We start from the raw sequence: 21,593 nt of genomic DNA, 5'->3' as shown, positions 1-21,593 counted from the left end.
CTAGGCATCCAAATGAGAAGTTAATGAGGGAGAGAAGGGGTGCTCATAAATAAGCGATAAAGGATAATGGTGGCCTTTCATAGCATCTTCAACTGCTTTTAGCACAAGAGGGCTACGGGCACGGGCAGATTCTTTAAGTTCATCGGGTGTCATCCACACAGCCGCGACAATGCCTGTATCGAGTTGAGGATCACTTTCAACCTGAGTCACATGCGCTAGAAAACAGAAGCGGTAATAAGTACGATCAGGAAACATTGGCGGGGTATAAGTATAAATACCAAGCAAGGCATCAATTTCAATATGATGGCCTGTTTCTTCAAGTGTTTCTCGAATGGCAGCTTCTGTTAATGACTCACCACATTCCACATGACCAGCAGGTTGGTTAAATACTGTGTGTACAAAACCTTCGCTATGCTCTTCAACAAATAGATAGCGTCCGTCTTTTTCTACGACTGTAGCAACAGTGACATGAGGAGTCCATGCGGCCATAAAAAAGCACCATGATTTAAAAGACGTATAATACGAAATTTAGGGGTTTTTGGCTACGGTGATCTGCTAAACGATATGAGCAATACAACAAAACCATATCGTTTAAAAATCAGAATTTTTAATACTCACAAACAAGATGGATAATTAATCTTCATCTGCTTGTGCAGCTTTATGATTATTTTGCACTTTTATATAATGTCTTGCTGAATAAGGAAGAAATGCCAGTTCTTTTTCAGTCAGTGGTCGCACTTGTTGTACAGGGCTTCCTACATACAAATAACCACTTTTTAAGACTTTGCGTGGCGGAACTAAACTTCCAGCACCAATCATCACATCATCTTCAATAATTACGTCATCTAGAATAACAGTATTGATTCCGACTAAGACACGATTACCGATGGTACAGCCATGTAAAGTCACATGGTGTCCAACCGTTACATCTTCACCAATAATCAGAGGTGAGCCATTCGGTTTGGCATCATTTTTATGGCTAACATGCAACATACAATGGTCTTGTACGTTACTGTTTTTGCCAATTTGAATACTATTTACGTCACCACGGATGACTGCGAAAGGCCAAACAGAAACATTTTCAGCTAAGCTAACGTCACCAACCACAACAGCCATGTCATCGATATAACAGGTTGTATCTACTTGGGGGTGGTGTTCAAGATAAGGACGAATGTTCTTTGCCATGAGTAGTATCAAAATAAAATTTAGTCGAATTATAAAATAAAAAAGCACTCAGGCTAAATAGCATGAGTGCTTAATTCAACTATTCAAAAATTAGAATAAGTTGCTGAAGAATTGCTTGATATGGTCGATTAAACGAGCAAAGAAACCTGCTTCTTCAACTGGCTTTAATGCAACTAACGGCTTTTCAGCAATTACTTTGCCGTCTAGGCTAGCAACAAGTTTACCGACAACTTGACCTTTTTGAAGTGGTGCATTTAAGTTAGGTTGAACGACTAACTGAGTTTTAATGCCATCAGCTTTACCTTTAGGCATAGTCACACTAAAGTTTTCAGCCAAACCAACTTGAACTTCATCTTCTTTACCAAACCAAACTTTTGCTTTTGCAAGAACCTGATTTGCTGGTTGAACATTTGCAGTTTCAAAGTTGGCAAAGCCCCAAGCCAATAATGCACGTGTTTGATCAGCACGTTCAGACATGCTTGGAGTACCAAAAATTACTGAAATTAAACGCATTGGACCACGTTTACTTGACGTTGTTAAGCAGTAACCCGCTTCTTCAGTATGGCCTGTTTTTAAACCATCTACACTTGGGTCTGTATAAAGCAAGGCATTACGATTACCTTGTTTAATACCATTAAAAGTAAATTCTTTTTCAGAGTAAATTGGATAGTATTTTGAACTGTCTTTAATAATATGTTGTGCTAACACAGCCATATCTTTTGCAGTTGAATAGTGACCTTCCGCTGGCATACCAGTTGAATTAATAAACTGGGTGTTTACCATGCCGATACGTTTTGCTTCCTGATTCATCATATGAGCAAACGTGCCTTCATTTCCGGCAATATGTTCAGCCATTGCTTTTGATGCATCATTACCTGACTGAATAATAATACCGCGGAGCATTTCTAGAACTGTCGCTGTACCATTTAAAGGCACATACATACATGATTCAGAACTACTTCCTTTACACCATGCAGACTCGTTCATACGAACCTGCTCATTTTCAGTGAGTTCACCTTTTAATAATTTTTGTTCAATGATGTAACTAGTCATCATTTTTGTCATAGACGCAGGTGCAAGCTTTTCGTTTTCATTTTTAGAAGCGAGAATTTGTCCTGTCTCATAATCCATTAATACATAAGACTTATTATTTAATTCTGGCGGAGCTGATAAGACAGTTGCTGCATAAGAAAAACTTGGTAAGAGGAGTAGGGCAGCAATAGCGCTTTTTCGAGTCATTCTAGGTAATTCCAATATCTTGTATGAAGCAGAAGAACCTAGCATTTTAGGATAAAGCAAAGCCGACTTCTACGGGAGAAGTCGGCTTTTTCAAACAGTATTGTAACTCAAGAGTTTTTTACTAATTTAGTTTTGCGATTGATATGCTTTCACGTCTTGGCAAACTAATGTGTTTTGTTCATCGCCGGCAGCTTTCGCATCGCTACGTGCTTCTTTTAAGTATTTCTTGAAAGCTTTGTCTTTACTACGTTTTTCTAATGCAGAAACAGCATCAGTTTCATTTGGTAGGTAGTCTTTAACTAAACGTTCATAGCCTTGAGAAAAATCAGCATCTTTTTTACCAATCAAACTTGGACAAATTTCAGAAAGTACTTGAATTGCAGCTAATTCTTCAGGAGTTGTACCTTGTTGTGGAGTGACTTCAACAACATTTTCATTTTCGGTTTTCTTTTCGGTTGTTTTCTTCTTATCAGCAGCAAAACCAGCTGTTGCCATGCTCATAAGTAAAACCAAAGAGAGCGATTGAACTAAGCTTTTCTTCATAAACATCGATAACCCAAAATAAAATTTCTAAAAATATGCCGTTAGCTTAACTAATTTAGAATTTAAAAAAATGGAAAAAATGTATTGTTATGTTGGTTTTCTGCTTAATGGCAAACAGAAAACCCAAAATGAATAAGTTTCTAGATCACAAAAGGGTAAGATCTATTCTTTATAATTAACGATCTCTTCACAGAGCTCATGTTGCTCATGATGGTCCATTTGTTTTGCAGCAAGACGAGCTTCATTTAACAGATTTTTAAATTCAGCATCGTTTTTTAGCGTCGCTAAGGTCATTGATTTATTTGAATAACTGCTTAAATACATTGCAATAATTTTTTGAGCATTTGACTCAAGTTTTTTATTTGTTCCGACAAAAGCTGGACAGATTTCCTGCAAAACTTGTGTTGCGGCAATGTCATCTTTAATTAAGCTATCAGCCTCTTGTGTTGAGATGTCCTCATCTGCAAAAACCGCTTGCGTACACAATGTGATACTGATCCCCAATACCTGAAAAAAAGGAGCGAAAGTTTTCATTTTTTCACAATTTTATAATGCTATGGAGGCATAAATATATATAATTCAACAAATAATTCAATTGTGAAAACCATTAGGTTTATTTGTAGAGAAAGATTTTTGTGAATATTTTAATTGCGAACGATGACGGTGTTTTTGCGCCAGGTATACAAGCTTTAGCTGAAGCATTAAGACCACTTGGACGCGTGGTTGTGGTTGCACCAGAAAGTGAAAGAAGTGGTTTTTCAAGTGCATTAACATTGGATCGTCCATTACGCCCAATTCAAATTGCCGAAGATGTCTGGGCGGTGAATGGTACGCCAGCAGATTGCGTTTATTTATCCATGAACGGTTTGTTTGATTTTGAGTTTGACTTGGTCGTGAGTGGAATCAATAGTGGTGCAAACTTGGGAGATGACGTTTTATATTCGGGAACGGTAGGGGCCGCTTTTGAAGGCCGCTTAATGAAACAGCCTGCAATTGCCGTATCTTTAGCTGGCCCTGACGTGCGCGCTTATAACAATAAAGAAGATTATGCTCAGGCTGCTCAGTGGGTACATGATTTTATTGCAAGCGGATTACCATCTTTGCCTCCACGACATATCTTTAATATCAATATTCCTGATGTGCCGCAGTTAAAAGGAGCACAGATTACATATCAAGGGCGCCGTGCTCAATCTAAGCCTATTACTAGTCATGTCGATCCACGAGGCCGTCAAGTTTATTGGATTGGCTTAGCCGGTGAGGCGGTTACAGATCCGCAACGTGTTTCTAGCCAGATTCAATCTGATTTCTTTGCCGTTGCAAACGGTTATGTAAGTGTTACGCCTATTCAAATGGATGCAACAAATTATGCTGTTTTAGAAGATTTACAGATCAGTTTGAGTCAATAATTTGCCTCGAATGTTATAACTTTGTGAATAAAGAAAAAGAGGAACGTGTTTCCTCTTACTTTTTTGGTACTCTTAGCCGAAATGATTTGTAGCATTTAGTGAGGGAGATCAATGCATTTAATTGGGCAACAAAGTAGAGTGCATATCCAAAAAGACAAAATAATGAAAATTATGATGCTGTCTGTAGCGGTAGGTTTTACTGCGGTTATGGCAGGATGTGCGTCTAAACCACAAATTAATAATAGTTCTCGCTATGCAATGGCTCCTAACTATTACACAGTTCGTTCAGGTGATACTTTAAGTGGTATCGCAATGCGTTATGGCCTTGACTATATTAGTATTGCCGAAATGAATGATATTGCTCCGCCATATCGTATTTATGTTAATCAGTCTTTGCGTTTGAAGAAAGGTTCTTCACCAAGAACTGTATCTACGCAAGTCATGACTCAACCTGAGCAAATCAAACGTCAAACCATTGCTCTACCAACCACACAACCTGTTACCCCAGTAACTCAGCCTACAACGACCGCACCATCAACGAATACGACAGTGACTTCAGTTGCACCGAATTCTAGCCTACGTTGGATAAAACCGAACAATGGGCCAGTGATTCAAGGGTTTAATTTGGCAAATAATGTCAAAGGAATCCGTTATGGTGGAAATCAGGGTGACCCTATTTATGCTGCAGCAGATGGTCAAGTTGTCTACGCGGCAGATGGCTTAAAAGAATACGGCAATTTAGTTTTAATTAAGCATATTGACGGTTATATCAGTGCCTATGCCCACAATAGCAAGATGTTGGTGAAAAGTGGTGACAATGTAACTGCTGGACAAAAAATTGCCGAAATGGGCTCTACAGGAGCATCTCAGGTTATGCTTGAGTTCCAGATCCGTTTGGATGGCAAACCAATTAATCCTGTAAATCTTTTACCAAAATAGCTAATGCATAAAACTTAGGTTTCCTCGTATAATATAATTGGTTGCTTTCATTACAACAATAAGCATTTTTTTATAAATTTAGAATTAGATTTGAGGAAACCTATGTTAGATCAGCTTCGTGCGATGGGTGTTTTTGCTTGTGTGGTTGAAAAAAGTTCATTCAGTGGTGCGGCACGTGAATTAGGAATTACAACAAGTGCAGTGAGCCAGCAGATTCGCTCCCTCGAGCATGAAATGGATGTGATTCTATTACATCGCTCCACTCGTAAACTTAGTTTGACAGAAGCCGGACAGGCTTTTTTTTCAAGCTGTCAAGAGATGTTGGCGGCGGCTGAAAGGGGAAAAATCAGAATTAATGAGTTGAGGGATGACTTAATTGGGGATTTGCGTATAGCAACAACTCCTGATTTAGCAGTTCAGCACATTATTCCTGCATTATCTCACTGGATGTCAGCTCATCGCGGTTTATCTGTGCATTTTGAGGTTGGACATCGTTATATCGATTTGATTGAAGAGCGAATTGATATTGCAGTACGTATGAGCTCTACTCCAGTAGAAGAGAGTAGCTCTGTCATTCCAATGGCTTTTGTAGATCAAATTTTAGTAGCTTCTCCAAGTTATCTAAATCAGTCTAGTCCAATTGTGCATCCTAATGATTTAAGAGATCATGAGTTATTGTCGATCAATGTCATGAACGACGCACATCATTTCCATTTTCACCATGTAAAAACAGGTGAGACACTGAATATTGAAATGCAGAGCCGTTTGCAGAGCAATAATTTACAAGTTGCAAAAGCGTTATGTCAGCAAGGGCATGGTATTGCACGAATTCTATATTTAGATGCTCAAAAAGAGTTAAAAAATGGTTCTTTGATTGAACTCATGCCAGATTGGAAATTACCAACTTTTACTTTGTATGCAGAAGTTGCCAAACATGATCAACAACCAATGAAAATTCAGCGCTGTGTTGAAGCACTTAAACAATATTTTAGTCAATTAGCAGGAGGACGAGCGATCCAAATCGTTCGCTAATTTTGCCACTCTAAAAGTAAAAAGGGCCTGTATTTGACAGGCCCTTTTTTATTATTTCTGTTTTAAGGTTGCAACTTCTTCTACACTTTCTTGTGGTAGATCTTCCGCAGTAAGTTCTTCATGCTTCTTAATTTTTTTCTTATTTTTCTTTTTCTTCTTTGGCTCCTCTTCAATTTCTGCGCCATCTTCAATGGCTTGCCAATATTCGAGTTGCTCCATTACAGCAGCATAAATAGAGTGTTTACTGTATTTACCTTTTTTGTCGAGTGTACCGACAGGGCGGGCCATTAGAATTTCAAGCGCCTGATCAATCGTATCAATCGCATGTATATGGAATTTACCACTTTGTACCGCATCAATCACATCTTGGCGTAACATCAAATGCTGCATGTTTTGCCGAGGAATAATGACGCCTTGTTTGCCAGTTAAACCTTGTAATTTACAAGCATCATAGAAGCCTTCAATTTTTGCATTTACACCACCAATTGGTTGAACTTGGCCTAACTGGTTCATAGAACCCGTAATTGCCCATGATTGATCAATTGGTATTTGGCTAATTGCAGAAATTAATGCAGAAAGCTCGGCAACTGTTGCACTGTCACCGTCTACTTGCCCATAACTTTGTTCAAATGCAAGCGCAGCAGAGAAATGTAAAATCTGTTCACGACCAAAGTGAGCTTTTAAGAAGCTCGACATAAGTAATACGCCTTTGGCATGTAGTGAACCACCAAGCTCTACACTACGTTCAATATCAAGAATATCGCCGCCACCTTGATAAACAGATGCCGTCAAACGTGAAGGTAAACCAAACTCAACATCTGCATAGTGAATGACAGAGAGGGCATTGATTTGGCCTAAACGATGACCAGAAGTTTCGATTAACTGAGTTCCACGTGACAGATCTTGCCAGTAAAGTTCTCTTAAATAGCCTAAGCGATACTGTCTGTGTTGTAGTGCCAAGTTAATGTGCTGGTCGGTTACAAGCTTTTCATTGGCTTTAAATGCATGGTGATGTGCTTCGCGAATGAGGTCGCCCAAAGTTGAAGCATGTAACGACAGTGAGCTTTGGTCTTCTGCCTGACGACTTGAATCGGTTAGTAAAGCTGCTAAAGCACTGCGATCAAACGGAAGTAATTTATCCGCTTGTACATAATCAGCAATTAGCTGCATGTAGGCTTGTTCATTTTCGTCATTACGTTGTAATGTATCGGTAAAATCGGCACGAATTTTAAAGACACTACCAAGCTCTGGTTCTACTTCTAAAATTTCATAATAAATCTCAGGCTCTGCCATAAGAACCACTTTAATATCAAGTGGAACAGCAGCAGGTTCAATCGAGATAGAGCCTGTTAATGTCAGCATATGTTCAAGAGAAGAAAGCTTGAGCTGACCTGATTTCAAGGCACGCTTTAAACCTTGCCATGCATAAGGCTGTTCGAGTAATTGCTCGGCCTCAAGCATTAAAAAGCCACCATTCGCTTGATGTAGGGCACCTGGACGAATGAGCGTGAAATCTGTGGTAATTGTGCCATTGTGAGTAAGTTGTTCAACATGACCAAGCAAGTTGTAGTGCGTTGGGAAATCTTCAAAAATAACCGGTGCACCACTATTTGGTTTGTTTGAGACAATTACATTAGCCTGATAACGTGCCGGCACACGATTGAACATTGCCGGAGCAAAGTCATCTTCTTCTTGCTCTAAAATGAGTTCAACATTATCAATTACATCTTGAGCATATTGTTTTAAATAATCTTCAAGGCCTTTGACTTGACCATATTTATTTAAAATCAAATCCATGCGTGGCTTAACCACTTGAGTCGCGATGTCTCGATTCAACACAGAGACTTTGTCACGTGCGTCATCTTCTAAATCACCTAAATGCAAACCAAGACGCTCGAGCTTTTTATCCATGTAGCGAACATTCGCCGCAATTTCAGCACGTTGCTTAGTATTTAAAGCATCAATTTCTGTTTGAGTCAGTTCTTGCACCTGATCATCTTTTACTTGTACAGGTACAAAGCCATGCCTTTCATTACGGGAGATGAGTTTTAAATCGAGCTCTTCACCTTCTTTGGTTAACTCGACAAGCGCTTGTTGCTGTTCATCTCCAGTTTCCTCACGGATACGCTCAATACGGTTATGATAGGTCTCGGCACTAAAACGGCGTTCAAGCTGTTTTAAAATAATTTGCCAAGTTTGATGAAGGGCATGTTGAAACTTAGTTCCTTGTCCAGCAGGGAAGCGTAAAGCAAGTGGTTGGCGTGCCTGCTTAAAATTATATACATATACCCAGTCATCTGGAGTAGGCATTGTTTTCGCATGTTGTTGGAGTAAACGCTTAATCATGGTGCGTTTACCCAAGCCTGCTGTTCCTACTGCAAAAATGTTATAGCCAGAGTAGGGTAAGGAAATCCCTGCTTCTACCGATGCTTTGGCACGGTCTTGCCCTAAAAAGTTATTAAGCGGTTTTATACGTTTTGTAGAAGCTGGAATTTTTTCAAAATCTGGAATATGTGTTAGTTGTTCGGGTTTTAAGGCTGTTTTATCCAAAGTCATTTTTATATCAGGTTGCTCAAAAGCTGAAGGAAATGCATTTATTGTGACGTTTGTGGTGTTTGTTTTAGCGAGTGATAAAGTTGAGATGGTCACTTGATCAAGTTTTTGTGTCACTGTTGATATCCAGCAAAAGAAAACGAAGGTTGAAGCTTAAAGGTATACAGGTTTAGCATAAAATATCAAGCAAACTTGCCGTTTTTATCGCCAAAACAAAATTGATTGCATAAAGAATCTTGAAAGCAATTGTAAGAAGGGTTTGAATAGGCACATTTATAATTTATGGAAAATAAAAAACGAATGAGTGCTGAATCAAAAGGGTGGAAAAGTTCCTTTATGGCCTTCTTGGATCGCCGAGCAATTATTATGTTGTTTTTAGGCTTTTCATCAGGAATTCCCATATTTCTAATTTTTTCAACTTTATCATTTTGGTTGACTGAGGCTGGAATTAACAGAAGTACTATCACGATGTTCTCTTGGGCAGCTTTGGCTTATTCGTTCAAGTTTATTTGGGCACCCTTGATAGATAAATTACCACTTCCTTATTTAACAAGAAAAATGGGGTTAAGACGTAGTTGGCTATTAGTTGCACAAATTTTGGTTATCTGTGCAATTTGCTTAATGGCATTTACAAATCCCTTGCCGAATACTTCTGATTTTGGCTCATTTTCAAATCTGACCATTATGGCAGCAGCTGCTATTTTCCTTGGCTTCTCTTCAGCTACGCAAGATATTATTGTTGATGCTTATCGTATTGAATTAACTGAAGATCCTAATGTGCAAACTGTTTTAGCTTCAACGTATAATGCTGGATATCGTACTGCTACAATCATTACACAATTAGGTGCGTTATTATTTGCAGCTTCACTGGGTACGGCTGTTGGTAATTATATATATGAAGCTTGGCGAACTACATATTTATTAATGGCAGGCCTCATGGGTATAGGAATAATTACAACATTATTTATTCATGAGCCTGAAGTTAAACGTATTCAACATCACTATCAAGCTAAAGACTATTTTCAGTTATTCTCGGTTTTTGTTATTTCAACCATCGTTTTTGGGATTAGCTTTTACCAAATTGGTTTAATTTTTGATTCGTTTTCTATCGAAGATGCTTTTTTAAACTTTCTACTTTTAGTCATTAAATTTTTAATTAGTATATCAATTGCGGTTATTGTAATTTTTGGGTTAATTAAGTTTGGTCTAATTAATAAGAAAATTGTTGTAGAAACATGGTTGTCACCTTTACTAGATTTTTTTAAGCGATATGGATTAAAAGTTGCTTTAGCAATTTTATTGCTAATAGGTTTTTATCGTATTTCAGATGTCGTTGCTGGTGTAATGGCTAATTTATTCTATTTAGACTTAAATTTTGATAAAGAGGAAATTGCTTGGTTTAATAAGTTTTTTGCAATCTTCTTTGTCATATTGGGTGGTTTTCTCGGAGGAATGTTAGCGCAACGCTATAATGTAATGAAAATGATGTTGTTAGGAGCAATTTTAGCAAGCACTACCAACTTGATTTTTGTTGGATTAGTTAAATCTGGCGCTACTATGCAAAATGTTCAAGTTCATATAGGGGATCACACTTATACTACAAGCCCTGATGAAGTGGGAAATTGGTCACTAAAATTCCCGAGTAATACATTGACGTCAGCTCAGAATGAAGTCTCAATTAATTCTCAGCCTGTAGGCTATGCTGAACCTTTAAAGATAAACCTTCCATTAAAATTATTTAACTCAGAATCACAACCAGATATTTATGTTCAAGCAATTGGTGGAGATAATCTTTTATATAAAGATGAACTGAAAAAAGATGTAATTCTTCATGGTAGTTTATTGAATCTACCTAAAAATGGTGGGCTAAAATCAGTTAGTATTTTATTGAATTCACAAAATAAAATAGAAGGTAAGATTAAAGGTAGTGACTGGAATGTTATTATTCCTGGAAATGATCTTGCTAAACTTAATTCAATACAAGTAGAAGCAAATTATGAAGCCAATAAGCAAATACATACTTTAACTTTAAACCATTCTTATCAAAAGCAACTAGAAGAAAATCAACCTCGTTATCGTATGAGTTTATCCGATATTCCAGCGATTCCGATTGATAAAAATGTTGATATCGAATTGAAAGGAAAAGTAGTTGTTCCTTATAGCAAAGTTTGGTTAGTAATGGGTATCATATTTGATAACTTAGCCTCTGGATTAGCTGGGGCAGTTTTTATTGCATTTCTTTCTAGTTTAACTAGTGTGTCATTTACTGCCATGCAATATGCTATTTTTAGCTCGCTAATGCTGTTGTTACCAAAAACGATTGGTGGTTACTCAGGTACAATAGTGAATCATATCGGTTATTCAGGCTTTTTTACGGCTACATTTTTGATGGGATTACCAATTTTATTACTCGTGATTTGGGTAGGTAAGTTGTTGGCTAATCAATCATCAAAATGAAAGTTTCCTAGGAGATAAATATATGCGAATGCTTCATACAATGTTGCGAGTAGGCAATTTAGAACAATCTTTAAAGTTCTATACCGAAGTATTAGGGATGAAGTTACTTCGTAAGCGTGATTATGAAGAAGGGCGCTTTACACTGGCATTTGTTGGTTATGGTGATGAAGAAACCAATACCGTGCTTGAGCTTACACATAACTGGGATACATCAAGTTATGATTTAGGTAACGCTTATGGTCACATTGCCATTGGTGTTGACGATGCCTATAAAGCGTGTGAAGAAATTAAAGCACGTGGTGGCAAAGTTGTGCGTGAAGCGGGACCAATGAAAGGTGGTGTAACCGTTATCGCATTTGTTGAAGATCCAGATGGTTATAAAATCGAATTGATTCAACAAGATGCTAATGCGACAAATAACTAAAAATTGACTGTGATGCTTTAAGAATTAGTTCTTAAAAGCCTAGCTTTATTTTTTTAGCCCAGTATGATGAACGCTTGACCAAATGGTCAATTTATCAACTGGGTTTTTTATTTATCTAGAATAATCATAGGATATGGCTATGCTGAAGTTATTGGCTCTTGATCGATTTACAGTTTTGTTAGTTGGAATGGTACTACTAGCAACATTTTTTCCAGTCAGTGGTCAAGCAGCTCAATATTTCAATACACTGACCACAGTCGCAATTGCAATTTTATTCTTTTTACATGGTGCGAAACTATCACGTGAGGCTGTGATTGAAGGTATTTTGCATTGGAAAATGCATTTATTGGTCTTCGCATTTACTTTCTTTATTTTCCCTGTAATTGGTCTGTTGGCTAAGCCGATTTTGTTGCCTCTATTAGGCCAACAGCTGTACTGGGGTTTTTTATTTATGTGCTTTTTACCTTCTACAGTTCAATCCTCTATTGCATTTACATCAGTGGCAAAAGGGAACGTGGCGGGAGCCGTGTGTAGTGCATCTTTTTCAAACTTGATTGGTATGTTTATTACACCAGTATTGGTGAGCTTCTTTATTTTAGGCCAAAGCCAACATGGATTTGACCCGACGACTTCAATTATACAAATTACATTATTACTGTTAGTGCCATTTATTTTAGGTCAATTATTACGTCCTTATATTTTCCCTTATATGGCAAAAGTTCCGAGTATTGTTAAAGCATTCGATCAAGGCTCAATTTTGATGGTGGTCTATGGCGCATTTAGTGGAGCCGTAGTTGCAGGTCTTTGGCATCAAGTAAGTTGGAAAACTTTACTCATTCTAACAATTGCGTGTTCAGTACTTTTAACAATTATTATGCTATTAGCACTTTACCTACCACGTGCTTTAGGTTTTAACCGAGCAGATCAAGTCACGGTTTTCTTTTGTAGCTCTAAAAAGACCTTGGCAAGTGGTGTTCCGATGGCACAAATCTTATTTATTGGTCAGCCTTTAGGCATGATTGTGTTGCCTATTATGATCTTTCACCAAATCCAATTAATGGTGTGTGGGGTGATTGCAAATTACTGGGCTAAATCGAAAGATTAATTCGCAAAAGAAAATTATTTGACGTATAATGTTGCCCACTTGTTGTGCTTAGCTCTAACCCTAGAGGTTTCGGTGGGCCAAAAGAATGGTCTGTTGTGGTGTTGATCTGCTCATTTTGAGCCTGTCCTCAACTTAAGTTGAGAGTGATCAATTGCGATGACAGCTTAAGCCTTTCTTCCAATTAGGAGTAATCGACGATGCGCGCCGATATTCACCCAAAATATGAAAAATTAGTTGCAACTTGTTCTTGCGGTAACGTAATCGAAACTCGTTCTGCTTTAGGTAAAGAAACTATCTACCTTGACGTATGTTCAGCTTGCCACCCATTCTACACTGGTAAGCAAAAGAATGTAGACACTGGTGGTCGTATCGACAAATTCAAACAACGTTTTGCTGGTATGTCTCGCTCTATCAAGCGTTAATACTGCAACACGAAACAAAAAACGGGCTTTATGCCCGTTTTTTGTTTTTCACTACAAGACCATTATTGGTCTTGTACGTCTGTTAATCGATCAAGTTTTTTCTGGAAATAGCGCCCTTGCAAGAAACGCGTTTCCACATTCCAAGCGTTTGCAAATAGGTTCATATCATCTAGATCACTCAGTAAAATTCCTACAGGTTTTACGGTCAAATAGTTCAAAACCTTTTCTTGTAATCGTGCTAGTCCCTCATCTGATTTTAATAGCTCTGTTTCCTTCGACTGTAGTTTTAAATATTGAACATCGAGTTGCTGCAATATTGATTCACTATAAGTAGAAGAGTTGAAATCCCGAATCGAAATTTCTGCGCCGTGTTGACGCAAACGAGCTATGTGTTGTTGGACAGTTGCAAGATGAGGCTGAACAGCTTGTTCTGAAAATTGTAAAACCAATGGGCTTTCAAGCTTACTACCAATAATGGTAAGTAGTTTTGAAATCAATTCAGGAAGTGATTTATCTTTAAGCAAGATATCAATATTCAGGTTAATAATCAGTTTAGCTTTAGGGTACTGAGTAATAAAGTTATGTAGTTGCTTACAAGCCTCAACCAAAATCCAGCGATCTAATTGAATAGAAAGTTCACTGTCTTCTCTTAATTCAGCTAAGTCATTTATGTCATACCATTGATCATCGCTAATAAAACCGCTAGTCACCTCATAGTTATGAGTTTCTTGATCGTGTTTATCGTAGATTTGCTGATATTTTAAATGAATTTCACTTCGAGCTAGCCGCTGCTTTAATTGCTGTAATAAAGAGGACGGCAAAGGAGCATCAACTTGTTCAAGGCTTAAATCAAGTGATATAGGAGATTTGACAGGCTCAGGAGCAATAATATCGATAGTTGGTGCTAACTCAATTTCTGACTTCGCTTTAGGTAGCTCTTGCTGACTTGTTTGATTGAGTAGCTTTGCAAAGCTATCTTCATTTAAAGATTCAGTTATTGGTGCATAACTTAGCTTAAATTGGATCGAGTAGTTAAGCTCATTAATCTTCAATAAATGCTCTTTTTGCAAACTTTGCAGACTAGCCAATTGGGCGTTAAGAACAGTGCTGTTTTCAGCTTGTAAAATTCCAACATATGCACCAAGTTCAATATTAAAAATCGGCATTTGCGCATGTTCTTTTAAGAAACTTATTAGCTGATTGAAATATTGTGCAGGTGTTTGCCAATCTTGTTGGAATACTCGTTCTGGGCATTGATTTAATCGAAATAAAATTAATGCGTTGGCTTGAGCAGGGTAGGACGATAGTTGTCGATTAATTTGTTGCCACGGTGTATTTACACCATAACTTTTTTCGGAAAAAAGTGTATTTGCAGGCGTTTTCAAATCCAGTTGATAGTCAATCGTTAACTGCACGGCATCTTCTTCCTGACTAGGAATAAACTCCAGTTTTAAAGCATTGTTACCTGCAATTGCTGTATGCTGACTCAGAATTTCAAAACGTGCCTGATCAAATTGGCCTAATGAAATTTTCTTAAATCTTTGTTTAAAAACATTTAAATCATTGGGTTGTAAAACATCTAATATCGGTAGACCAATAATCTCTTCTTCTTGTTTAAAACCAAAAAGGTTGAGATATTCTGTGTTTGCCTTAACATGCATCCCTTCTTGAAAAAGGGCAACTGCTTTATGGCTATTGTTGACCAATGTTTGTGTATGGGAGTGAATTGTTTCTAACTCATTTGTCAGGCGTTGTTCAGTCTGTAGTAACTGGCTATACGACAAGGTCCGAATAAGAGTGATGTAAAAATAATCTAATGGTTCTAATGGAACTACATCATAAATACCTTTTTGAATATAAGTTTGATATTGCTGAGATTGATAATCTTCAGGTTGTAATAATAAAACAGGTAAATTTGGCTGCTCAGATGCTTGAATGAGGGAGAGAGTTTGTTCAATTTTTAGGTCATAAGCACGACCAAAAATAATAGCATCCCACGGCGTATTTAACTGTTTTTCAAAACTTTTTAAATCATCAAGTAATAACGCCTGAACTTGATAATCATTCCCCAATAATAAATTTAAAATCTGGTTATAACGTAGCTGGTTGTCATCAATAATGAGTAAACGTGTTTCAGTACGTTTTAACTTTTTAGATAATAAAGAGTTTCTCACTTTAGTGCTTCCCATAAATCTTGAGTGCTAGAGTTATTACCCTTTTTCATCATGAACTGATCAAGCAGACCTTGTTGCTGCTCATTCAAAAGTTCGAAATGAAATTGAATAAAACTTTGCGTAATGAGTTGTGCTTTGAGTAGATACACTTTGATTTCTTCTGTCCCCAATCGTAAATGAATTGTTTGTTGCTCTCTAAAAATTTGAGAGCCCGGTAAAATAAGCGTATTTTGTATTTCTTCTAGATTTTGTGTTTGTAGTAATAGTGCGGGATGATAATTGCGAGTATGACGTTCCGCTTGAATATGCACTGAACAAGGGAACATGGCTTGCGACAAAATCTCTAAACCTAACTCTAGAGATTTTTCTGTCGATTGCTTAATCCAGCGAATTACACCGCCGCGCCATTGTCCATGCAAAGTTTCTTTAACTAAAATGTATTCGCCGGTTCTTAAGTTTTTCGGTGCTTCGCCAGACCATTTAATACGATACCCATTGACACTAATATCGAGAACGGTGGTTTGATAAATGGTTTTACTTTCACGACTCAAGCGTTGATAAGAGCTTGTTTGTTGTTCTTTTTTCTCTAAGTTGGATAAAACTTTAGCTTCGCTTTGTAAATTATAGTTATGGTTAAGCTGTAGCGTTTCTTCGAAGTTTTTTGCTTTCGATAGATAGAAATGGGCAGTGCTTAAACCAAAACAAATTTGGAGCTCTGCATTGTACTCATAACGTTCATGACGACGTTGAGCAGTGGTTCCTAAAATCGTTTGAACATGAAACTTTAAAGCTGGGCTTAAATAAAACTTCTCATTCTTAGAAATATATTGAGCATTTTTATGCATCGTTGCAGTGACATGCTCAAGTAAAGCTTGTGTGCCTATGAAGATGCTAGGGTTAAAGTTTGAGCTACGCTTTGTATTATAAACAGGTGGATGGTCTTTATTTGGGTCGACCACATATTTCGTTAACGCGGTATCTTTCGGCAAAATATGAATCATTCTTGCCCAGTCAAAACTACATTGAAATAATGCCTGAATTTCTGACTGACGAATCTGGTTCGTATTTAAAATATCGAGCAAAATCAACTGAGCATAAGCTTGTGTAATATTTGCTAAAGGGTGCTGTATGCCCTGAATATGGTTAATATTGATGAGATTATATTTATGTTGAACTGCGGTTTCATACAGCTGATGCGCTATTAACCATTGCCCTTTAAGAGGCTCACTATAGAGCATATGCTGCTGATATAAGAGACTTGTTAATTGTTGTAGGGCATGAAAAGTCGCTAAAGTACGCGCCGTTTGCAAATTCTTTTTTTGCTTATAGGCAAAGAGTGAAAACTTTTGATGCTGTAGTTGCTCATGACTATTTTGCGCAATATTTAAATAAATACTGGCGAAATAGCAGCGGAGCAACATCGCTAATTCAATAATATGTTCGTTACGATCTGTACTAATAACACCCTGATTAAAAAAGTTTTTCTCAAGGCTGGCGAGTACATTATTAATGGTTGGGTGAAGCGTTTGTATAAGATCGAAACGTAAAGTCTCACTACACTTTAATTCATTGAGCTCTAAAATAGCTGTGAATAATGCTTTTGACGTATCGCCGAGTTGCATAATAGAAAGGGTAGTGACCCATTCATTAAGATCTTTAATATTGGCTTCACAAAAGCTTAACCGTTCACGAGTGAGTTCGGTTTGATTGTGAAAAATGTCCGATAGTGCATTATTCATCATCACTTATTATATAACTCAAAATGTTGTAGCCCCAAAAAGCGGTGTTTTATTCTTTTCGCCCGCAATTTCCCTGACGAGTTTAGGAACCAAATACCCCGGTAGGTTCGCTAACACATCGCGATAGATCTCATCTATCTCAGATGATTCTAAATCAAAATGTTGTGCACCTTTTACTTTATCTAAAACATGTAAGTAATAAGGCATAACGCGAGCTTCAAATAAACGATAACTTAAATCAACTAAGGTCTGTGCAGAATCATTGACGCCTTTAAGCAATACTGCCTGATTAAGTACAGTAATGTGGTGGTCAGATAACTGCAACAATTTTGAACAAGTAAAGTCATCGAGTTCAGAAGCATGATTTGAGTGTACCACCAGAACTATACGCAGCCTACTGTTTTTTAATAAAGAAATCAGCTCTTGGTCGATACGGTTAGGAATAACAATTGGGACTCGTGAATGAATTCTCAGAATCTGAATTTGTTTGAGAGATGATAGGCGTTCTAACCAAAGTGCTAATTTACGGTTAGAAAGCGTAAGCGGGTCACCACCACTCAAAATAACCTCGTTAATGTTTGGGTTTGCTTCGATATAATTTTTAATATTTAGCCAATCTTCATTTTTTGGCAAATTTTCTTGATAGGGGAAATGACGACGGAAGCAATAACGGCAATGAACGGCACAAGCACCCGTCAAGGTTAATAAAAAACGTGACTTATATTTATGTAATACACCCGGTAACTGATTGGCTGCTTCTTCGCCCAATGGGTCAGTAACAAACTCAGGATGTTCTTCGAGTTCTAAATGATGAGGTAATACTTGTAGCAAAAGCGGGTCAAGCGGGTTTTTAGCGTTCATTTTTCCGACGAACGCACGAGGAACACGCAATTTAAACTTTTCAGAAGCCAGAATCGCACCCGATAATAGCTGTTCTGAGGATAACTCGAGTAGGCTTAGCAATTCCGAAGGATCAGTAATAAGGTCACTCAGTTGTGATTGCCAGTTTTGCTCTTGGTATAAATAGTTTATCATTTGACACGATTAAGATAATGCAACAACGCATTATATCGCATAGTTGACTTGTTAAGTTTGGAGTGTGCCTTTCATGGCCTATTATTCTACAAATGATTTCAAAGCAGGCCTTAAGGTTATGCTTGATGGTAACCCATGTTCAATCATGGAAAACGAATATGTAAAACCAGGTAAAGGTCAAGCGTTCAACCGTGTAAAATTACGTAACCTTAAAACCGGTAAAGTATTAGAAAAAACTTTCAAATCAGGTGACTCTTTAGAAGCAGCTGACATCGTTGAAGTTGAAATGGAATACCTATACAACGATGGTGAAATGTGGAACTTCATGGATCCTGTATCTTTTGAGCAAATCGCGGCAGACAAAATCGCAATGGGCGATGCTGCTAAATGGTTAAAAGATGATTCAAATGAAAAATGTACAATTATGTTGTTCAACGGCGTACCTTTAACAGTAAGCCCACCGAACTTCGTTGTATTGAAAATTGTTGAAACTGATCCGGGCGTACGTGGTGATACATCTGGCGGTGGCGGTAAACCAGCTAAGCTTGAAACAGGTGCGGTTGTTCGTGTTCCGTTATTTGTTCAGCAAGAAGAAAGCGTTCGTGTAGATACTCGTACAGGCGATTATTTAGAGCGTGCATAATAGTTAAAAAATAAACTATTATCGAAGGGATGATGTAAATCATCCCTTTTTTTATGCGAAAGTATAAGAGGAAAAAAATTAAAGGAGGAGTACAGTCACAAGGATTTGGTAGAGAACAGTACATAACAATATAAAAATGCTGTAGTTATTTATTGAGAGGTTAAGAATGGACACAATGCAAGCGAAATCTACGCTTCCCTCCAAGCTGGTCTGGAGCCTAGTGGCAATAATAGGTGCAATTTCTTTTGGGATGCTGGCACTCAGTCGTGGTGAACATGTCAATGCGGTTTGGCTTGTACTTGCTGCAGCATGTGTATATAGCATCGCATATCGATTTTATAGTCTATTTATTGCAACTAAAGTATTTGAATTAAACCCAAGACGTTTAACACCAGCACATCGCTTGGCCGATGGTCTGGATTATGTTCCCACCAATAAATATGTGCTTTTCGGTCACCACTTTGCTGCAATTGCAGGAGCGGGGCCATTAGTCGGACCGATTTTGGCCGCGCAAATGGGCTTTTTACCAGGAACGATCTGGTTATTGGTCGGTGTGGTTTTGGCGGGTGCGGTACAAGACTTTTTAGTTTTATTTATTTCAACACGTCGAGACGGTCGCTCACTTGGTGAAATGGCAAAACAAGAACTCGGTTCTTTTGCCGGTATTGTGGTCATGCTTGGTGCGCTTGGGGTAATGATTATTATCCTTGCGGTACTGGCATTAGTTGTGGTGAAAGCACTTGCCCATAGTCCATGGGGTGTTTTCAGTATTGCAGCAACCATTCCAATTGCATTGTTCATGGGCGTTTACATGCGTTTTATTCGCCCGGGACGTATTGCCGAAGTTTCTATTATTGGCTTCGTTTTAATGATGCTTGCCATTGTTTATGGCGGACAGGTTGCAGCAGATCCTTACTGGGGTGAATTTTTCACTTTAACAGGAACACAGCTCACATGGTGCTTAATCATTTATGGATTTATCGCATCAGTTTTACCAGTCTGGTTGTTGTTAGCACCACGTGATTATCTATCAACATTCCTTAAAATTGGTGTCATTCTTGGCTTGGCCGTTGGTATTGTGATTGCATTACCTGAATTGAAAATGCCAGCAGTGACTCATTTTATTGACGGTACTGGTCCAGTATTCTCTGGTAGTTTATTTCCATTCCTATTTATTACTATTGCCTGTGGTGCCATTTCTGGTTTCCATGCGCTTGTATCAAGTGGTACAACACCAAAACTTGTTGATAACGAAGCTGACATTCGTGTGATTGGTTATGGCGGCATGCTCATGGAATCTTTCGTCGGTATTATGGCGATGATTTGTGCAACTGTCTTAGACCCGGGTGTGTACTTTGCAATTAATGCACCAGCGGCTGTACTGGGTACAACTGTAGAATCTGCGGCAGAAGCTGTGCGTAATTTAGGCTTTGTGGTTACGCCTGAAATGCTAACCGTGTTGGCTCAAGAAGTAGGTGAAAGCTCGATTCTTTCACGTACAGGTGGTGCGCCTACCTTTGCGATTGGTATGGCACATATCATTTCGGAAATTTTTAACAGCCGCCAAATGATGGCATTCTGGTACCACTTTGCGATTTTATTCGAAGCATTATTCATTTTAACTGCTGTCGATGCGGGTACTCGTGCTTGTCGTTTCATGGTGCAAGACACTGTGGGTATCGTTATTCCTGCGGTTAAATCTTCAAGCTCATTCTTTGGTAATTTGCTAGGTACTGCTGTGGCGGTAGGTGGATGGGGCTTCTTCGTCTATCAAGGTGTGATTGATCCGTTAGGTGGTGTCAATTCACTCTGGCCTTTATTTGGTGTGGGTAACCAGATGTTGGCTTCAATGGCACTCATTTTGGGTACAGTTATTCTGTTTAAAATGAAAAAAGAAAAATATGTATGGGTAACGATTTTCCCGACAATTTTCTTGTTCATTACCTGTATGACTGCGGGCTGGCAAAAGATTTTCCACGAAAATCCAAAGATTGGTTTCTTAGCACAAGCGAATAGATTTTCAGATGCGATTGCGCGTGGTGAAATTCTTAAACCAGCAAAAACATTTGAAGAAATGCAGACGATTGTGATGTCAAACCAAATCAATGCTGCACTTTGTGGCTTCTTCATGATTGTTGCGATTGTGATGGTAATTGCTGCGATTGGTATTGTGCGCCGTGCGTTAGCAAGCCCGACATCAACTGCGCATGAAGCACCGGCTGTATATGCTGATCCGAAAGTGGTCACCCCACGAGGAGAGTAATGATGAATTTTAAATTTGCAAAAAATGGAACTGTCATTATTGCGAAAATCATCAAAATGACAGTGCTCTCGCAAAAAGAGCTATTACTTTCTCCAAAGAACTGGTCGCGTATTGCAACTTTGTGGCAGCGTTTGCAGCAAAGCTTTCGACTGATGGTTGGGGTTCCAGACTATCAAACTTATCTGGAGCACATGAAAGCTCATCATCCTGATTTAACACCAATGGATGCGACGACTTTCTACCGTCATTGTGTTGATTCGAGATATCCATCGGCAGGTGGTAATTTAAAGAAATGCCCTTGTTAAGTTGAGATTAATAGTCAGCTAAAGAAACGGTATGTGGTTAAACCATGTACCGTTTTTCTTTTTGGAAAAGGAAAAAGAGTTTGCTTAAAGTCTGCTCATTTGTATTTTTTTCGATGGCAAATCACTTGT

General features: G+C 38.2%; 19 protein-coding genes. 10 read left to right on the top strand and 9 right to left on the bottom strand.

What is annotated here, in order from left to right; translation table 11 throughout:
- The 5 genes from RFW85_RS04175 to RFW85_RS04155 form a co-directional block, all read right to left on the bottom strand.
- On the bottom strand, positions 1–489 hold the full coding sequence (locus tag RFW85_RS04175; protein WP_170249450.1) for an NUDIX hydrolase: 489 nt from the start codon (positions 487–489) through the stop codon (positions 1–3).
- Positions 490–633: 144 nt separating this feature from the next.
- Positions 634–1,185 carry a gamma carbonic anhydrase family protein gene (locus RFW85_RS04170; RefSeq protein ID WP_170249449.1) on the bottom strand — a complete coding sequence of 184 codons (552 nt, stop codon included), beginning with the start codon at positions 1,183–1,185 and terminating at the stop codon, positions 634–636.
- Between the two features lie 90 nt (positions 1,186–1,275).
- Entirely contained in the window at positions 1,276–2,424 is a 1,149-nt protein-coding gene (dacC, locus tag RFW85_RS04165; RefSeq protein WP_309171164.1) for a D-alanyl-D-alanine carboxypeptidase PBP5/6, read from the bottom strand.
- A gap of 126 nt (positions 2,425–2,550) precedes the next feature.
- Positions 2,551–2,973 (bottom strand): MCR_0457 family protein, encoded by a 423-nt coding sequence (locus tag RFW85_RS04160; protein ID WP_170249445.1) that lies wholly within the window; start codon positions 2,971–2,973, stop codon positions 2,551–2,553.
- 156 nt (positions 2,974–3,129) lie between these two features.
- Entirely contained in the window at positions 3,130–3,501 is a 372-nt protein-coding gene (locus RFW85_RS04155) for an MCR_0457 family protein (protein ID WP_170249443.1), read from the bottom strand.
- A 101-nt stretch (positions 3,502–3,602) separates the two neighbouring features.
- Here RFW85_RS04155 and surE point away from each other — a divergent pair, with 101 nt between their 5' ends.
- From surE to RFW85_RS04140, 3 genes are all read left to right on the top strand, one after another.
- Positions 3,603–4,373 (top strand): 5'/3'-nucleotidase SurE, encoded by a 771-nt coding sequence (surE, locus tag RFW85_RS04150; RefSeq protein ID WP_086265399.1) that lies wholly within the window; start codon positions 3,603–3,605, stop codon positions 4,371–4,373.
- 111 nt (positions 4,374–4,484) lie between these two features.
- Complete coding sequence (locus RFW85_RS04145) at positions 4,485–5,312, top strand: peptidoglycan DD-metalloendopeptidase family protein (protein ID WP_086265398.1); 828 nt, start codon at positions 4,485–4,487, stop codon at positions 5,310–5,312.
- A 102-nt stretch (positions 5,313–5,414) separates the two neighbouring features.
- Positions 5,415–6,344: a LysR family transcriptional regulator gene (locus RFW85_RS04140; RefSeq protein WP_075383520.1), complete on the top strand. Its 930-nt coding sequence runs from the start codon at positions 5,415–5,417 to the stop codon at positions 6,342–6,344.
- Between the two features lie 51 nt (positions 6,345–6,395).
- On the opposite strand, the gene RFW85_RS04135 is transcribed toward RFW85_RS04140, so the two are convergent.
- Positions 6,396–9,014 (bottom strand): Lon protease family protein, encoded by a 2,619-nt coding sequence (locus RFW85_RS04135; RefSeq protein WP_170249441.1) that lies wholly within the window; start codon positions 9,012–9,014, stop codon positions 6,396–6,398.
- A gap of 165 nt (positions 9,015–9,179) precedes the next feature.
- On the opposite strand from RFW85_RS04135, the gene RFW85_RS04130 reads away from it, so the two are divergent.
- From RFW85_RS04130 to rpmE, 4 genes are all read left to right on the top strand, one after another.
- Positions 9,180–11,354, top strand: a complete 2,175-nt coding sequence (locus RFW85_RS04130) for an MFS transporter (RefSeq protein ID WP_309171163.1) — start codon at positions 9,180–9,182, stop codon at positions 11,352–11,354.
- 22 nt (positions 11,355–11,376) lie between these two features.
- Entirely contained in the window at positions 11,377–11,778 is a 402-nt protein-coding gene (gene gloA, locus RFW85_RS04125) for a lactoylglutathione lyase (RefSeq protein WP_068613402.1), read from the top strand.
- A 133-nt stretch (positions 11,779–11,911) separates the two neighbouring features.
- Positions 11,912–12,883, top strand: a complete 972-nt coding sequence (locus RFW85_RS04120; protein ID WP_080973456.1) for a bile acid:sodium symporter family protein — start codon at positions 11,912–11,914, stop codon at positions 12,881–12,883.
- 197 nt (positions 12,884–13,080) lie between these two features.
- Complete coding sequence (gene rpmE, locus RFW85_RS04115) at positions 13,081–13,305, top strand: 50S ribosomal protein L31 (RefSeq protein ID WP_001200845.1); 225 nt, start codon at positions 13,081–13,083, stop codon at positions 13,303–13,305.
- Positions 13,306–13,367: 62 nt separating this feature from the next.
- Here rpmE and RFW85_RS04110 read toward each other — a convergent pair whose 3' ends face one another.
- Genes RFW85_RS04110 through epmB form a run of 3 tightly spaced genes read right to left on the bottom strand, consistent with a single transcriptional unit; the run spans position 13,368 to position 18,253 of the window.
- Entirely contained in the window at positions 13,368–15,479 is a 2,112-nt protein-coding gene (locus RFW85_RS04110) for an EAL domain-containing protein (RefSeq protein ID WP_170249437.1), read from the bottom strand.
- Positions 15,476–17,221, bottom strand: a complete 1,746-nt coding sequence (locus tag RFW85_RS04105; protein WP_086265394.1) for a GTPase — start codon at positions 17,219–17,221, stop codon at positions 15,476–15,478. Before RFW85_RS04105 ends, RFW85_RS04110 begins: the two co-directional genes overlap by 4 nt.
- A 15-nt stretch (positions 17,222–17,236) precedes the next feature.
- Positions 17,237–18,253, bottom strand: coding sequence for an EF-P beta-lysylation protein EpmB (gene epmB / locus RFW85_RS04100; RefSeq protein WP_086265393.1), 1,017 nt, complete (start codon positions 18,251–18,253; stop codon positions 17,237–17,239).
- A gap of 73 nt (positions 18,254–18,326) precedes the next feature.
- Here epmB and efp point away from each other — a divergent pair, with 73 nt between their 5' ends.
- The 3 genes from efp (at position 18,327) to RFW85_RS04085 (ending at position 21,464) form a co-directional block, all read left to right on the top strand.
- Positions 18,327–18,896: an elongation factor P gene (efp, locus tag RFW85_RS04095; RefSeq protein WP_002118666.1), complete on the top strand. Its 570-nt coding sequence runs from the start codon at positions 18,327–18,329 to the stop codon at positions 18,894–18,896.
- Positions 18,897–19,062: 166 nt separating this feature from the next.
- Positions 19,063–21,159: a carbon starvation CstA family protein gene (locus RFW85_RS04090; RefSeq protein WP_216076580.1), complete on the top strand. Its 2,097-nt coding sequence runs from the start codon at positions 19,063–19,065 to the stop codon at positions 21,157–21,159.
- Positions 21,159–21,464, top strand: a complete 306-nt coding sequence (locus tag RFW85_RS04085) for a YbdD/YjiX family protein (RefSeq protein WP_000980869.1) — start codon at positions 21,159–21,161, stop codon at positions 21,462–21,464. Before RFW85_RS04090 ends, RFW85_RS04085 begins: the two co-directional genes overlap by 1 nt.
- The last annotated feature ends 129 nt before the right edge of the window (positions 21,465–21,593 follow it).

Origin of the sequence: Acinetobacter sp. 12966, from assembly GCF_031196995.1 — a bacterium.
Lineage (GTDB): Bacteria > Pseudomonadota > Gammaproteobacteria > Pseudomonadales > Moraxellaceae > Acinetobacter > Acinetobacter geminorum.
The sequence above is the reverse complement of the archived record's forward strand: the minus strand, read 5'-3'. Positions and strand labels throughout refer to the sequence as shown.

Coding starts and splice junctions, on each gene's coding strand:
- epmB (WP_086265393.1), bottom strand. CDS start 18,253: ATGATAAACTATTTATACCAAGAGCAAAACTGGCAATCACAACTGAGT.
- RFW85_RS04155 (WP_170249443.1), bottom strand. CDS start 3,501: ATGAAAACTTTCGCTCCTTTTTTTCAGGTATTGGGGATCAGTATCACA.
- RFW85_RS04085 (WP_000980869.1), top strand. CDS start 21,159: ATGATGAATTTTAAATTTGCAAAAAATGGAACTGTCATTATTGCGAAA.
- dacC (WP_309171164.1), bottom strand. CDS start 2,424: ATGACTCGAAAAAGCGCTATTGCTGCCCTACTCCTCTTACCAAGTTTT.
- RFW85_RS04140 (WP_075383520.1), top strand. CDS start 5,415: ATGTTAGATCAGCTTCGTGCGATGGGTGTTTTTGCTTGTGTGGTTGAA.
- RFW85_RS04090 (WP_216076580.1), top strand. CDS start 19,063: ATGGACACAATGCAAGCGAAATCTACGCTTCCCTCCAAGCTGGTCTGG.
- gloA (WP_068613402.1), top strand. CDS start 11,377: ATGCGAATGCTTCATACAATGTTGCGAGTAGGCAATTTAGAACAATCT.
- RFW85_RS04170 (WP_170249449.1), bottom strand. CDS start 1,185: ATGGCAAAGAACATTCGTCCTTATCTTGAACACCACCCCCAAGTAGAT.
- RFW85_RS04105 (WP_086265394.1), bottom strand. CDS start 17,221: ATGATGAATAATGCACTATCGGACATTTTTCACAATCAAACCGAACTC.
- RFW85_RS04175 (WP_170249450.1), bottom strand. CDS start 489: ATGGCCGCATGGACTCCTCATGTCACTGTTGCTACAGTCGTAGAAAAA.
- RFW85_RS04120 (WP_080973456.1), top strand. CDS start 11,912: ATGGCTATGCTGAAGTTATTGGCTCTTGATCGATTTACAGTTTTGTTA.
- efp (WP_002118666.1), top strand. CDS start 18,327: ATGGCCTATTATTCTACAAATGATTTCAAAGCAGGCCTTAAGGTTATG.
- RFW85_RS04145 (WP_086265398.1), top strand. CDS start 4,485: ATGCATTTAATTGGGCAACAAAGTAGAGTGCATATCCAAAAAGACAAA.
- RFW85_RS04130 (WP_309171163.1), top strand. CDS start 9,180: ATGGAAAATAAAAAACGAATGAGTGCTGAATCAAAAGGGTGGAAAAGT.
- rpmE (WP_001200845.1), top strand. CDS start 13,081: ATGCGCGCCGATATTCACCCAAAATATGAAAAATTAGTTGCAACTTGT.
- RFW85_RS04160 (WP_170249445.1), bottom strand. CDS start 2,973: ATGTTTATGAAGAAAAGCTTAGTTCAATCGCTCTCTTTGGTTTTACTT.